The organism is Ensifer adhaerens, from assembly GCF_020035535.1.
In the GTDB taxonomy this organism is placed as follows: domain Bacteria; phylum Pseudomonadota; class Alphaproteobacteria; order Rhizobiales; family Rhizobiaceae; genus Ensifer.
This window is the reverse complement of sequence record NZ_CP083349.1, coordinates 700,435-713,814: the sequence shown is the minus strand read 5'-3', so window position 1 is coordinate 713,814 and position 13,380 is coordinate 700,435. Positions and strand designations below refer to the sequence as shown.

Below are 13,380 nucleotides of genomic sequence, written 5' to 3'. Positions count from 1 at the left end.
TTTTTGATGTGCTTGTTACGACAACGGAATTTCGAACGGCCGGCTTGTAATTCCGGGATTTCGACGAGCCCGAAGTATAAACATGAATTTTATAATCATGTTTATACTTCATCTCCGACCCTCACTACGATCAATGCGCCCAGCCCTGCCAGATGGTGAAGGCCGCGACCAGAACGAGCACGACGCCGGCGGCGCGGCCGATCCACACCGTTGTGGCGGGGCTGCCGACCAGGAAATCACGACCGCGGCCGGCAGCAAGCGCCAGCCCGCCGTAGATTGCGAACTGCGTCGTCGCGATCATCGCGGCCATGACAAGGGCCTGCGACCAGATCGGCCCGAACTGCGGCTTGAGGAACTGCGGGTAGACCGCCAGCATGAAGAGATAGGCCTTCGGGTTCATCAGGCTCGTCAGCGCGCCCTGGCGGAAACTCGCCCAGCGGGAGAGCCGATCTGAACCTTCTATCCCACCGATGGTGATCGAGCTCTTGATGAGCGAAAAGCCGATCCAGGCGATATAGCCCGCACCGGCGACGAGCAGCACGTTGAAGAGACCGGGCACCAGATGCAGGATGACGCTGACGCCGAGCGCCGCATAGAGCGTGTGCAGGACGCCCCCCGCCATGATGCCGGCCGTCGCCGACAGGCCGGAGGCGCGCCCACCGGTCAGCGAGTTCGCCAGAACGAAGACCATGTCCATGCCCGGCACGATGATGATGCCGAACAGCAAGGTGAAGAAGAGCCAGAGGTTTTCCGTATAGGTCATGTCAGTTGTCCATCGCCCGATTTTTCAATTCTCAAGACGAATTGCTGTTTTTTCAATTCGTTGGCTGATGGTATAAATCCTGGCAACTGACAAGGTATTGTCAGGAGCGTTGACGGCGGGAGCGGTTTTCGATGCGCAAGGCGGCACGGCTTTTCGAGATCATCCAGATCCTCCGGCTCGCGCGAAAGCCCGTGACTGGCGCGGCGATGGCCGAGACGCTGGAGGTGACGGTGCGCTCGATCTACCGCGACATCGCCGCGCTCCAGGCGATGCGTGTGCCGATCGAAGGCGGCCGCGGCATCGGCTATATCCTCCGGCCGGGCTTCGACCTGCCGCCGTTGATGTTCTCGATCGAAGAAACGGAAGCGATCGCCGTGGCGCTGGCGCTGCTGTCGCGAACCGGCGACGAGGAGTTGAAGGCGGCCGCCGGCCGCGTAAACAAGAAGATCACGGCCGCGGTGCCCGAGCCGCTCAGGCGCGCCTTTCGTTCCCAGGCCCTGCATGCCTGGGGCACCATCGCTCCCTCGCCCGCAGGCATCGATCTCGCCTTGGTCCGCCGGGCAATCCGCGACGAGCAGAAGCTCGAGCTCTACTATCGCGACGAGCTCGGTCGTGCCACGGAACGGATGATCCGGCCGGTGGCGCTGATCTACTATTCGGAAACCGCCAATCTCGTTGCCTGGTGTGAGTTACGGCAGGCGATCCGCAACTTCCGCGCCGACCGCGTGGAGCATTGCGAAGCCGCGGACGCCTATTTCCCAGGCGAAGGCAATCGCCTGAGGGAGCTCTGGATCAGCGGCTGGAAGACACCACCGACAGCGGCCTAAGGCATCGTTCATCCGCGCGCAGCCCAAACGAAAAGACCCGGCGCAAGCGCCGGGTCCAAAGGTCATGCGTCGAAATCGGGCGACTTACTTGGAAGCCGCTTCGTACATTTCGAGCACGTAGTCCCAGTTGATCAGGCTGTCGACGAAGGCTTCGAGGTATTTCGGGCGGGCATTGCGGTAGTCGATGTAATAGGAGTGTTCCCAGACATCGACGCCGAGGATCGGCGAAGCACCGTGAACGAGCGGGTTTTCGCCGTTCGGGGTCTTGGAGATTTCGAGCTTGCCGTTCTTGACCGAGAGCCACGCCCAGCCCGAGCCGAACTGGCCGGTGCCGGCGGCGATGAAGTCAGCGCGGAACTTGTCGTAGCCGCCGAGATCGGACTTGATGGCCGCTTCGAGCTTGGCGGGCAGGCTGGTGCCGCCGCCGCCCTTCTTCATCCACTTCCAGAAGTGGATGTGGTTGTAGTGCTGGCCGGCATTGTTGAACAGCGGCTGATTGGTGCCATAGGACTTCTTGACGACCTCCTCGAGCGACAGGTCGGAGAGGCCGGCTTCTTCAGCAAGCTTGTTGCCGTTGGTCACGTAGGCAAGGTGGTGCTTGTCGTGGTGATATTCGAGCGTCTCGCGCGACATGTAGGGCGCCAGCGCATCGTAGTCGTAGGGAAGGTTCGGCAATTCGAAAGCCATGTGGGCATCTCCTCTTGGCATGGGATTTCGCGTGGGAAATCTGTGAGCGGGAACATAGGCACCGGTCCCCATGGAGGCAACCGATGCAATGCCAATTTTTCCTCAACCCACGGAATATACTTTCAACATCATTTTGAAAGCATGACACTTTCGAGCACAATCGTGCCACGGTTTGCTTGCAGCGTGGCCAGCGCTACAACCTTGCATGAAGGACCGCCCATGCCCCAGCGCCTCATCCCCGCCCTCGCTCTTTCCGCTGCCGCGGCCCTGTTTGCGTCCAACGCCGCTGCCTCCTCCGGCGATGCATGGGAGGCGTTCCGGACGGAGGTTTCCAAGAAGTGCCTTTCGGCCGCCACGTCACTCGAGAAGGCAAGCGCCGTGGTCGATCCCTTCGGTTCGAAAAGCTTCGGCCTGGCACTGGTGATCGGCACGCCGAAAGGCTCCAAAACCGCTGTCACGCAGATCTGCGTCTACGACAAGCATAAGAAGACCGTCGAACTCGGCGGCGAATTGACGCCGGAGACGGTGACCATCAAGGCACCGGCAAAGGCCAGGTAGGCAACCAATCCTGACCCGACGACCACACCAATCATTTCGTAGGTGACTGCCGACCTGCCGGATCAACCACCGGCAGGTCGATCGCTTTCCAAAGCGCCTCTCCGGCTAGGTGCGCTCGGCACTTGAGTACCGACCGACTAGTTGGTAGAACAATAATGATGGTGAGCGAGACCTACGAAAAGATCCTGGCCGTCGCGGAACGCCTGATGGTGTCGAGGGGTTATAACGCCTTCAGCTATGCCGACATTGCGCCTGAAGTGGGTGTCGGCAAGGCAACGATCCATCATCACTTCCCGAGCAAGGCGGATTTGGCGGCAATGGTGCTTGCGCGTTATCGCAAGAACAATCGCCGCCACGTCGAAGGGCTGCTGGCTGCCGTCGCCGATCCGGTTGCGCGGCTTGAAGCCTATATCGGCTTCTGGGAGGACTGCATTCGCCGACAGGACATGCCGTTCTGCATCGGCGCCTTGCTCGCTTCCGAGATCCCCTCATTGCCGGAAACCGTCGTTCAGCAGGTGCGTGGCCATTTCGCCGATCTCGCCAGCTGGCTCCGTGCGGTGATCGAGGACGGCGTCGCCCAAGGTTTGCTCAAGGCCGAACACGGATCGGCAGTGGCGGCCGATTGCTTGATTGCCTCCGTTCACGGCGCCATGCTTGCGGCGCGTGTCGCCGACTCAGATCCCGCCGTGTTTTCGGCTATCGCCCGTCGCGCACTGGATCAGCTTCTGGCCAGAATGCCGACGTGATCGAAGATCCCGCCGGCGTTGGCGTGGCGTCATCAAGGTGCAAGAATGTCGACACAAAATCGGCAAGGACTGTTCCCACGGTAACGGCGGCCAGTCTGTAGCAGCCGTAAAGTCCAACTTGAACGTACCCGATGCGCCGGCAGAAGCAGCAAGCGCATTTCTTTTTTTGAACCAACACTGACCAACTAGTCGGTCGGCAATATTCGAAGGAGCAAGATCATGGCAAATCCGCTGTCCACCCTTGGCATCATACATACGGCAATCAGCCTAGCGCCCGTCGCCGCGGGGCTCTACGGTTTCGCCCGCTATGGCGCGATCGATCCTGCGACGCGCTCCGGCAAGATCTATCTCGCCACTCTCCTCCTCACCGTTTTGACGACGGCGGGGCTGTCGAGCACCGGCGGCTTCAATGCAGGGCATGCGCTTGGCATCGTCACGCTCCTCGTGATCGCCGGGAGCCTTGCCGTTGCGCGCGTCGATTTCCTCGGACGCCTGAAACCCTACCTGACGACACTCGGCCTCTCGTTCACTTACTTCTTGCTGATCGTGCCGGCGGTCAATGAAACGCTGAGACGGCTGCCGGTCTCGCAGCCGCTCGCAAATGGCCCGGAATCACCGATCGTGCAGACAACGTTGCTCGTCTGGCTGGTGATCTTCCTGTCGGGCATCTCAGTCCAGGCCTATCTGATCCACAGGCGCGCTGCAGCGACGGCGCGCATATCCCTCTCCCGCTGATCGCGGGAGGGGAGCGACCGGACCGTGGTCGTACTTCAAGGCGCACTATCCGAGCGCAGGAACGTCGCACTCGGTGGCTCTGTTTCTCAGACGTCGCGCGCCGCGTGCGCCCAATCCATGTAAAGATCGCGCGCCTTGGCGGCGACCGGACCGGCCTGCAGGTCACGGCTCTCCAGACGCGTCACCGGCAGCACCTTGGAGTAATTGCCGGAGGTGAAAATCTCGTCGGCCGCTTCGAAATCGGCCATGGTCAACGTCGCCTCGACCACTTCGAAACCTGCTTCCCTCAGCAACGTCATGACGCGGAAGCGGGTGATGCCGGCAAGGAAGGTGCGGTTGGCAGCCGGCGTGTAGACGACACCGTCCTTGACCAGGAAGACGTTGGAAGAGCCTGTCTCGGCGATGTTGCCGAGCATGTCGCGCACGAGCGCATTGTCGAATCCGCGCGAACGCGCCTCCGTCAGGATGCGTGCATTGTTCGGGTAGAGGCAGCCGGCCTTCGCATCGGTCGGCATCGATTCCAGCGTCGGCCGGCGGAACGGCGAGAGCGTCAGCGACGAACCGCCATGGCCGTTGCCCATGGGTGCTTCGAACAGGCAAAGCGCGAAACGGGTCGATTCCGGATCGATGGCGACGACACCGGCGGCGCCGTGCTCGGCCCAGTACATCGGCTTTACATAAAGTGCCGTCTTGCCGTCGAACTTCTTTGCGCCTTCCCACGTCAGCGCTTCGATCTCTTCGGCTGTCATGGTCGGCTTCAGGCCAAGCGCCGTCGCCGAACGGTTGACGCGCTGGCAATGCAGATCGAGGTCAGGGGCGACGCCATCAAAGACGCGGGCACCGTCGAATACCGTCGAGCCCAGCCACATCGCGTGCGAAGTCGGTCCGATCAGCGGCGGGTTGCCCGAGAGCCATTCGCCATCGACATAAGTCCAGGTCACTGAGCGGGGGGATGTATCGACGGCCATCGGCGTCTCCTTGAGGTTTTTATTCCAGTCTTTCCGCATACCCCGAAAAAACAGCATCGGGGTGAATGGGTCTATCAAAAAATGTCATGGCGGCCATTCTGGCACCGGAACGGCCTCTCGCTTAGTCTTTTGCGCAAAGGAAAGGGACATCCGTGCGGATCAGGCATCTCGATCAGGACGACGTGGAAATCTTCCGCCGCATACGGCTGGAGGCACTCCATCGCGAGCCACAGGCCTTCGCCTCGACCGAAGCGGACTGGGCGCGGCTTTCTGTTGCCGAATGGCAGGCACGGCTTGCTGCCAACGCCGTCTTCGTCGCTCTCGACGGCGAGGAGCCCGTCGGCATCATGGGCTTGATGCGGCAGCGCGCCAGCCGGATGGCGCACCGGGCCACCATCATCATGGTCTACGTTCGCCGCAAGGCACGCGGGTCCGGCGTGGCGCGCCAGCTTCTCGCCCGTCTTACCGGACATGCGCGTTCGGACGGTATCCGGATGCTGGAGCTTGTCGCCCGCGCCGACAACGGAACCGCAATCCGCTTCTACGAACGCGAGGGGTTCCATGAAATCGGACGTGTTCCGGGCGGGCTCCTCGACGGAGAGGACGAAATCGACGAAATTCTTATGGCGCGGCACATCGATGGTCGCGCCGCCCCCATTCAGACATTGCAAGGAGCGCCGCGATGAAAGCCATGTATTACGACGCGTTCGAGAAGACGCCGGAAATCCGGCCCCTTCCCGACCCGACCCCGACCGAAAACGGCGTCGTCGTCAAGGTCGAGGCGACCGGGCTTTGCCGTTCCGACTGGCATGGATGGATGGGCCATGACGCCGACATCCGCCTGCCGCATGTGCCCGGTCATGAGCTGGCGGGCGTGGTCACCGCGGCCGGTCGCGGCGTGATGCGCTACAAGGTCGGCGACCGCGTCACCGTGCCCTTCGTTTCCGGCTGCGGTCGCTGTGGGGAGTGCCGCTCGGGCAACCAGCAGGTCTGCGAGGCGCAGTTCCAGCCGGGCTTTACCCATTGGGGCTCGTTTGCCGAATATGTCGCGCTCGATTTCGCCGACCAGAACCTCGTGCATCTGCCCGAAAGCATGGACTTCACCACGGCTGCGAGCCTCGGCTGCCGTTTCGCCACCTCGTTCCGCGCCGTCGCCGACCAGGCCAAGGTCAAGGGCGGCGAATGGGTGGCGGTGCATGGCTGCGGCGGTGTCGGCCTTTCGGCGATCATGATCGCGGCGGCATTCGGCGCCCAGCCGATCGCGATCGACATCGCCGAAGACAAGCTCGCCTTCGCCAGGAAGATCGGCGCGGTTGCGGCGATCAATAGCCGCGAGGTTGAGGACGTGGCGGCGGCGGTGAAGGATATCACCGGTGGCGGCGCACATGTCTCGATCGATGCGCTCGGCAATCCTGTGACCTGCTTCAACTCGATCAAGAACCTGCGCCGGCGCGGTCGCCACGTCCAGGTCGGGCTGATGCTCGGCGACCAGGCGACACCGCAGATCCCGATGGCGCAGGTGATCGGCCACGAACTCGAGATCTACGGCAGCCACGGCATGCAGGCCTGGCGCTACGACGCCATGCTGGCGATGATCGCCGACGGCAAGCTGAAGCCGCAGCAGCTGATCGGCCGGGAAATCTCGCTTGCCGAGGCCATCCCTGCGCTGACCACCATGGACCGCGCCACCGATCTCGGCATCAGCGTCATCACGCGCTTCTGATGGCCACGGCAAGCCGGAAACGCCACATCCGGCAGGCAATATGACGAGCGCCCATTCCGACTCACCGTCCGGATGCGCTAGCCTTGTCCCCAATCGGGGGCAAGGCAGATGACCATTGCGAGACGGCGAAGATTGATCAAGCGGCAGCGGACCGGCACGGCGCTCGCCATTGCCGCAACGATCTCGTTTCTCGCCGGCATGACCGACGCGATCGGGCTCTTGAGCATCGGCGACTTCGTCTCCTTCATGAGCGGAAACACGACGCGGGCGGCAATCGCGCTTGGCGATGGCGATGTCACCGGCGCCCTGCTGCTCGTCGGCGCGCTCGGTGCCTTCATCATCGGCAACGCGCTCGGCGTGATCGCGGCCGCACGCATCGGCGTCGTCGGCGTTCTCTCATCCGTCAGCTTCGTGCTGATGCTCTGCGCCGGCTTCGGCAGCTGGATGCCGAAGCCCTTCTATTTCTACGGCGTCGTGCTTGCCATGGGTCTGGTGAATGCCGCAGTCGAACATATCGAGGGCCTGCCGATCGGGCTTACCTACGTGACCGGCGCGCTTTCCCGCTTCGGGCGTGGCCTCGGCCGCTTTCTGCTCGGCAACAGGAACCGCCAGTGGCTGGTGCAGATCGTGCCCTGGCTCGGCATGTTCTCGGGCGCTGTCGCCGGCGCACTGTTGCAGCGCCACTTCGGCGCGGTCGCGCTCTGGGCGTCCTTTGCGCTCAGCACCGGGCTCGCGCTTGCCACCGTTCTCGTGCCGTCCCGCTGGTCGCGGCGCTATATCCATTCGGGTTGACGCCCCGCCCGATGGCCGCTTTTCGCCTATCCCATGATTTTGCTCTTAAGCCTCGGCCGGTTTCAGGGCAAAATCCGCATGAAAGAATCACGAGCGAGGTCCTGCCATGGCGCTTGCGGCAGCCGTTACCGGGGATGAACTCTACCATCCCGTTCTCAACGCCAATCCGGCACACCCGGCCGGCTGGCCGATACGGGCCATTGTCAGCTCGCAGACCGAAGCGCGGCACAATCGCGCGCTCTGGGCGCCGACGCATCTGATCTCCGTCCGCGCGCCCGGCAGCCGGCTGCTTTCGATGATCGAACTGCCGCCGGAAAGGCATCTGGAACTCTTTTTCGGCGACACCACCGATCCGGACGAACCGGATGCGGCGCGCCCGGAGGCGATCGACGCTGCCTTCGCTTTTGTCGACGGTCTGCCCGAAGACGCCCATCTGCTCATCCATTGCCTTCGGGGCATCGGCCGCGCGACGGCGCTGACGCTCGGCATCCTCGCGCGCTACATGCCGCCGGAAGACGCCGCCGCCGCACTGCATGCGCTGCGACCGGAAGCCAAACCGAACCGTCACGTGGTCAACCTCTGCGACACGGCGCTCGGCCTCAAAGGCAAGCTTGCCAAGCAGGCGCTGCGCTTTCCGGCAAAAGTCTGGAAACCGGCCAAAGGTTGAAGCAAGAAATCCGCAGCCGTTGTGCATCGCACAAATATTTGACATGATCCCACGAAAGAACGGTGACAGTTGGCTGCCCGATCGGGCATGATGCTGTAAGCCTTTGTTTTCGGATAGGCTTTGACGTGGCCCTATCGCCGTGTCATCCCAGCGCCGAAGACAAAAGACGGGAGGAAAAGATGTCCCACGCGGCCTATGTGTTTGACGCCTACGGCACGCTCTTCGACGTGCATGCGGCCGTCAGACGCCACGCGCAGGAGATCGGTCCGGACGGGCAAGCTTTCTCCGAACTCTGGCGCGCCAAGCAGCTCGAATATTCCTGGGTGCGCTCGCTGATGGGCAGCTACCAGGACTTCTGGCAACTGACTGAACAGTCGCTCGACTATGCGTTCGCGCGTTTTCCCTCCGCCGACCCGAAACTTCGCAAGCGCCTGCTCGACGCCTACTGGACGCTCGACTGCTATCCGGAGGTGCCGGCGGTCCTGAAGGGGCTGAAGGAGCGCGGCGCGCGGATCGCCATCCTTTCCAACGGCTCGCCGGCGATGCTCGCATCCGCGGTGCGCAATGCCGCGCTCGACATCGTCATCGACGACGTCTTTTCGGTCGACGCGGTGAAGGCATTCAAGACGGCGCCCGCCGTCTACGATCTCGTCACCACCAGCTACCGGCTCTACCCGCACGCAGTCTCGTTCCAGTCGTCGAACCGCTGGGACATTGCCGGGGCGACGAAGTTCGGCTTCCGCACCGTCTGGATCAACCGGGCGGACATGCCGGACGAGTATCGCGATCACGGGCCGGCGCTGATCCTGCCCTCTCTCGAAAGCCTGCAATTCGGCATCTGAAGGATTTCCCCATGGTCTGGTCGCCTGCGCAATATCTGAAGTTCGAAGACGAACGCACCCGACCAGCCAGAGATCTTCTCGCCCAAGTGCCTGAGCTGCCCGAGGGACTCGCCTTCGACCTCGGCTGCGGGCCCGGCAATTCCACCGAACTCATCCGCGACCGTTTTCCCGAAGCGACGCTGTCCGGCCTCGACAGCGACGAGAACATGCTCGTTGCGGCGGCCAAGCGGCTGCCCGGCATCACCTTCGAACGGGCGGATCTTGCAAGCTGGATCCCACCCTCCGGCGCATCGCTGTTTTACGGCAACGCGGTCTTCCAATGGCTTCCGAACCACCTCGCAATCTTCGAAAGGCTGATGGACGCCCTTGCATCGGGCGGCACGCTCGCGGTGCAGATGCCGGACAATCTCGCCGAGCCGAGCCATCTGCTGATGGAGGAAACCGCCCGCAGCCTTGCCTTTGCCGAGGTCTTTGCCGGCAAGACCATCCGCCGCAATCCGATGCCGGGGCCGGCGACCTATGTCGAGTGTCTGGCGCCGCAGGCGGCGAGCATCGAGGTCTGGCACACGATCTACCACCATCGGCTGGCCAATGCCGAAGCGATCGTCGAATGGGTGAAAGGTACGGGCCTGCGCCCCTATCTCGACGCTGTGCCGGAAGACCGGCGCGACGCCTTTGTTGCCGCCTATACGAACCGGATCCGCGCTGCCTATCCTGCCATGAGCGACGGCAAGGTGCTGTTGCATTTTCCCCGAATTTTCATCGTCGCGGTGAAGGCGTAGCGCATCCGGGCCTGTCGCCGTTACATGCGATCGACCAGAAAATCGATGAAGGCACGGATACGGGCGGCGAGATGCTCATGGCCGGCGTAGACGGCATAAACCGTCTCGATCTCGCCCGATTGATAGTCTTCCAGCAACGGCACGAGCTTGCCGGCTTCGAAATCCGGCTCAACGTGGAAACGGCCGATGCGGCCAATGCCCATGCCGGCAAGACAAAGCTGGCGGACGATCGAACCGCTCGATACTTGCATGTTGCCGAAGACCGAGCGGAGTTCCGCGGCCGGCTGCCCGGGCATGCGGAACGCCCATTCGTCGACGCTGCGGCGGAAGTTGAAGCGGATGCAATTGTGGCCGTCGAGATCGTCAGGCGTTTGCGGGATCCCATGTTTTTCCAGATAGTCGGGCGATGCGATCACCACCGGCCGGCTGTCCATGAGCTTGCGCGCCTTCAAGGATGAATCACGCAACGGTCCGGTGCGGATCGCCACGTCTGCGCGCTCGCCAACGACGTCGATCATGCTGTCGGTCAGCGTCAGATCGAGCTGCACCTCGGGATAGCGAGCCAGAAATTCCGGCGCGAGCGGCATGATGTAGCGCTCACCGAAGCCGACCGCCGCATTCACCCGCAACAGCCCGCGTGGCGTCATGCGGCCACCGGCGGCGACCAGTTGTTCGGTCTCGGCGATGTCCGACAATATCCGTTGCGCCCGCTGGAGGTAGACCTCCCCCTCCGGCGTCAGTTGCAGGGTCCGGGTCGAGCGCACGAGAAGACGGGTGCCGAGCCGATCCTCGATACGTGTCACCAGCTTGCTGACGGCCGAAGGCGAAAGCGTCAGCCGCCGCGCGGCCGCTGAGAAACTGCGCGTCTCCGAAACCGCAACGAAGACCTCCATCTCACCCGCCCGGTTATCCATCTTTCACCTTTGAAGCCAATTCACAGTCACTTGTCCGATTATGCGTATTATCACGCGGAGTGCAAAGGCTCATATTCCGCCCGACTTCAACAACAACCACGCCCGGCCCTCCCAGCCGGGTGGGAAAGGTCTCGTCGTGCCCATTGCCATCCTCGCCCTGACGATCGCGGCCTATGCGATCGGAACAACGGAATTCGTGATCGTCGGCCTGTTGCCGACGGTCGCTACCGACCTCAACGTTACCCTGCCGCTCGCCGGCCTGATCGTCAGCGTCTATGCGCTCGGCGTCACCTTTGGCGCGCCGGTGCTGACTGCCCTCACCGGCCGGATCGAGCGCAAGCCGCTCCTGATCGGCCTGATGGCGCTGTTCATCGTCGGCAATGCTGCCGCGGCACTCTCGCCAAGCTATGAACCGCTGCTCGTCGCCCGTGTCATTTCCGCCTTTGCCCATGGCGTGTTCTTCTCGGTCGGCTCTACCATCGCCGCCGACCTCGTTCCGGAAGACCGCCGCGCCTCCGCGATCGCCATGATGTTCATGGGCCTCACTGTCGCGATCGTTACCGGCGTGCCGCTCGGCACCTGGATCGGCCAGACCTTCGGCTGGCGTGCCACCTTCTGGGCCGTGACCGGTCTCGGCGTCGTCGCGCTCGCCGCGATCGTTGCCCTGCTGCCGAACACGCTCTCCAAGGCGCCGCCGGCCAAGCTCATCGATCAGGTCCGCGTGCTCGGTTCCGGCCGCCTGCTGATCGTCTTTGCCATGACCGCGCTCGGTTACGGCGGCACCTTCGTCGCCTTCACCTTCCTGGCGCCGATCCTGCAGGACATCACCGGCTTTTCGGAAGGCGCCGTCAGTCTGATCCTGGTGCTCTATGGCATCGCCATTGCCATCGGTAACATTGCCGGCGGCAAGATCGCCAACCGCGACCCGGTAAAGGCGCTGATCGGCCTGTTCCTGGCGCAGGCAGCCGTGCTGGTCCTTTTCACCTTCACCGCTCCCTCGCCAGTGCTGACGCTGGCGACACTTGCGGCGTTGGGCTTCCTGTCTTTCGCCAATGTCCCTGGCCTGCAACTCTATGTCGTGCAGCTTGCCAAACAGCACCGTCCGGGCGCCGTCGATGTCGCCTCGGCGCTCAACATCGCGGCCTTCAACCTCGGCATTGCCGTCGGCGCCTGGCTCGGCGGCGTGATCGTCGCCTCGCCGCTCGGCCTCGGCATGACGCCCGTTATCGGCGCCCTGCTCGTCGCTGCCGCCCTGCTGCTTACAGTTCTGAGCGGCGCACTTGATCGGCGGGCCGGCGCGGCCTACCAACCGGCTTGAACCGCTGTCCCTGAGGACCACCTATAGATCGTTCCTTTTTCGCCCGGCCCCATGGCCGGGCGCTCGTCACGTTCAGCAGGTCATGCACAAGGAGTTACACATCATGCATTCCGTCAATTCCAACGGCGCCAACATTCCGGCGCTCGGTTTCGGCACCTTCCGCATGCCAGGCGCAGACGTGCTGCGGGTGCTGCCGGAAGCGCTCAAACTCGGCTTCCACCATATCGATACCGCACAGATCTACGGCAACGAGGCCGAGGTCGGCGAAGCGATCCACAATTCCGGCGTCTCGCGCGCCGACATCTTCCTCACCACCAAGGTCTGGGTCGACAAATATGCGCATCGCGACTTCCTCGCCTCGGTCGACGAGAGCCTGAAAAAGCTGAAGACAGACCATGTCGATCTGCTTCTCCTGCATTGGCCGGGCGGCAGCGACGTGCCGATGGCCGAGCGCATCGGCGCCCTCAACGAAGTGCACAGGGCCGGCAAGGTTCGCCATATCGGCGTCAGCAACTTCAACACGGCGCAGATGGAAGAGGCGGTGAAGCTGAGCGATGCGCCAATCGCCACCAATCAGGTCGAGTACCACCCCTATCTCGACCAGACAAAGGTGCTTGGAACGGCGCGCAAGCATGGCATGTCGATCACCGCCTACTACGCAATGGCGAACGGCAAAGTGCCGAACGATCCGCTCTTGAAGGAGATCGGCGCCCGCCACGGCAAGACGGCCGCGCAAGTTGCGCTTCGCTGGCTGGTGCAGCAGAAGGACGTGATCACGCTTTCGAAGACCGCGACGGTCGATCGCCTGAAAGAAAACTTCGCGATCTTCGACTTCGCGCTCGGCGACGGCGAAATGGCCGAGATCCACGCCCTTGCCCGCGCGGATGGCCGCATCGTCAACCCGGAAGGCCTTGCTCCCGCCTGGGACAAGGCCGCTTGATCTTAGGTTGGGGCGCGATGCGGGCGGAAAACCGCACACGCTTTTCCTAATCCCGCTCCGTCATTTCGCCGCCGGCCAATTCCCCGCCGGCGGCGGATAGGCTATGGACATCGCCTCA

Annotated in this window: 16 protein-coding genes; 12 read left to right on the top strand and 4 right to left on the bottom strand. The window is 63.0% G+C overall.

Features of this window, described 5'->3' with window-relative positions:
• Positions 1-130: 130 nt before the first annotated feature.
• Positions 131-763: a LysE family translocator gene (locus tag LAC81_RS03455; RefSeq protein ID WP_223726730.1), complete on the bottom strand. Its 633-nt coding sequence runs from the start codon at positions 761-763 to the stop codon at positions 131-133.
• Positions 764-894: 131 nt separating this feature from the next.
• On the opposite strand from LAC81_RS03455, the gene LAC81_RS03450 reads away from it, so the two are divergent.
• Positions 895-1,590: a helix-turn-helix transcriptional regulator gene (locus LAC81_RS03450; RefSeq protein WP_223726729.1), complete on the top strand. Its 696-nt coding sequence runs from the start codon at positions 895-897 to the stop codon at positions 1,588-1,590.
• 84 nt (positions 1,591-1,674) lie between these two features.
• Here LAC81_RS03450 and LAC81_RS03445 read toward each other — a convergent pair whose 3' ends face one another.
• Positions 1,675-2,277 (bottom strand): superoxide dismutase, encoded by a 603-nt coding sequence (locus LAC81_RS03445; protein ID WP_104667710.1) that lies wholly within the window; start codon positions 2,275-2,277, stop codon positions 1,675-1,677.
• 219 nt (positions 2,278-2,496) lie between these two features.
• Here LAC81_RS03445 and LAC81_RS03440 point away from each other — a divergent pair, with 219 nt between their 5' ends.
• The 3 genes from LAC81_RS03440 to LAC81_RS03430 all read left to right on the top strand — a co-directional run bounded on the left by LAC81_RS03440 (position 2,497) and on the right by LAC81_RS03430 (position 4,316).
• Complete coding sequence (locus tag LAC81_RS03440) at positions 2,497-2,835, top strand: hypothetical protein (RefSeq protein WP_223726728.1); 339 nt, start codon at positions 2,497-2,499, stop codon at positions 2,833-2,835.
• Between the two features lie 158 nt (positions 2,836-2,993).
• The gene (locus tag LAC81_RS03435; protein WP_223726727.1) at positions 2,994-3,581 is read left to right on the top strand and encodes a TetR/AcrR family transcriptional regulator; all 588 of its coding nucleotides are present in this window, start codon (positions 2,994-2,996) and stop codon (positions 3,579-3,581) included.
• 219 nt (positions 3,582-3,800) lie between these two features.
• Positions 3,801-4,316 carry a hypothetical protein gene (locus LAC81_RS03430; protein WP_223726726.1) on the top strand — a complete coding sequence of 172 codons (516 nt, stop codon included), beginning with the start codon at positions 3,801-3,803 and terminating at the stop codon, positions 4,314-4,316.
• A gap of 86 nt (positions 4,317-4,402) precedes the next feature.
• On the opposite strand, the gene LAC81_RS03425 is transcribed toward LAC81_RS03430, so the two are convergent.
• Entirely contained in the window at positions 4,403-5,284 is an 882-nt protein-coding gene (locus LAC81_RS03425) for a branched-chain amino acid aminotransferase (RefSeq protein ID WP_113537895.1), read from the bottom strand.
• Between the two features lie 152 nt (positions 5,285-5,436).
• Here LAC81_RS03425 and LAC81_RS03420 point away from each other — a divergent pair, with 152 nt between their 5' ends.
• From LAC81_RS03420 to tam, 6 genes are all read left to right on the top strand, one after another.
• Positions 5,437-5,970, top strand: coding sequence for a GNAT family N-acetyltransferase (locus tag LAC81_RS03420; RefSeq protein ID WP_223726725.1), 534 nt, complete (start codon positions 5,437-5,439; stop codon positions 5,968-5,970).
• Positions 5,967-7,007, top strand: coding sequence for a zinc-dependent alcohol dehydrogenase family protein (locus LAC81_RS03415; RefSeq protein WP_223726724.1), 1,041 nt, complete (start codon positions 5,967-5,969; stop codon positions 7,005-7,007). Before LAC81_RS03420 ends, LAC81_RS03415 begins: the two co-directional genes overlap by 4 nt.
• A gap of 108 nt (positions 7,008-7,115) precedes the next feature.
• Positions 7,116-7,799, top strand: coding sequence for a YoaK family protein (locus LAC81_RS03410; protein ID WP_113537898.1), 684 nt, complete (start codon positions 7,116-7,118; stop codon positions 7,797-7,799).
• A 106-nt stretch (positions 7,800-7,905) separates the two neighbouring features.
• A complete protein-coding gene (locus LAC81_RS03405) occupies positions 7,906-8,466 on the top strand; it encodes a phosphatase (protein WP_113537899.1) in 561 nt (186 codons plus the stop codon).
• A 179-nt stretch (positions 8,467-8,645) separates the two neighbouring features.
• Complete coding sequence (locus LAC81_RS03400; protein ID WP_223726723.1) at positions 8,646-9,308, top strand: haloacid dehalogenase type II; 663 nt, start codon at positions 8,646-8,648, stop codon at positions 9,306-9,308.
• Between the two features lie 11 nt (positions 9,309-9,319).
• Positions 9,320-10,090: a trans-aconitate 2-methyltransferase gene (gene tam, locus LAC81_RS03395; protein ID WP_223726722.1), complete on the top strand. Its 771-nt coding sequence runs from the start codon at positions 9,320-9,322 to the stop codon at positions 10,088-10,090.
• Between the two features lie 20 nt (positions 10,091-10,110).
• Here the strand turns inward: tam and LAC81_RS03390 are convergent, their stop codons facing one another.
• A complete protein-coding gene (locus LAC81_RS03390) occupies positions 10,111-11,004 on the bottom strand; it encodes a LysR family transcriptional regulator (protein ID WP_223726721.1) in 894 nt (297 codons plus the stop codon).
• 136 nt (positions 11,005-11,140) lie between these two features.
• Between LAC81_RS03390 and LAC81_RS03385 the strand changes: the two genes are divergently transcribed.
• Complete coding sequence (locus LAC81_RS03385) at positions 11,141-12,322, top strand: MFS transporter (protein ID WP_223726720.1); 1,182 nt, start codon at positions 11,141-11,143, stop codon at positions 12,320-12,322.
• A 103-nt stretch (positions 12,323-12,425) separates the two neighbouring features.
• Positions 12,426-13,262: an aldo/keto reductase gene (locus LAC81_RS03380; protein WP_223726719.1), complete on the top strand. Its 837-nt coding sequence runs from the start codon at positions 12,426-12,428 to the stop codon at positions 13,260-13,262.
• The last annotated feature ends 118 nt before the right edge of the window (positions 13,263-13,380 follow it).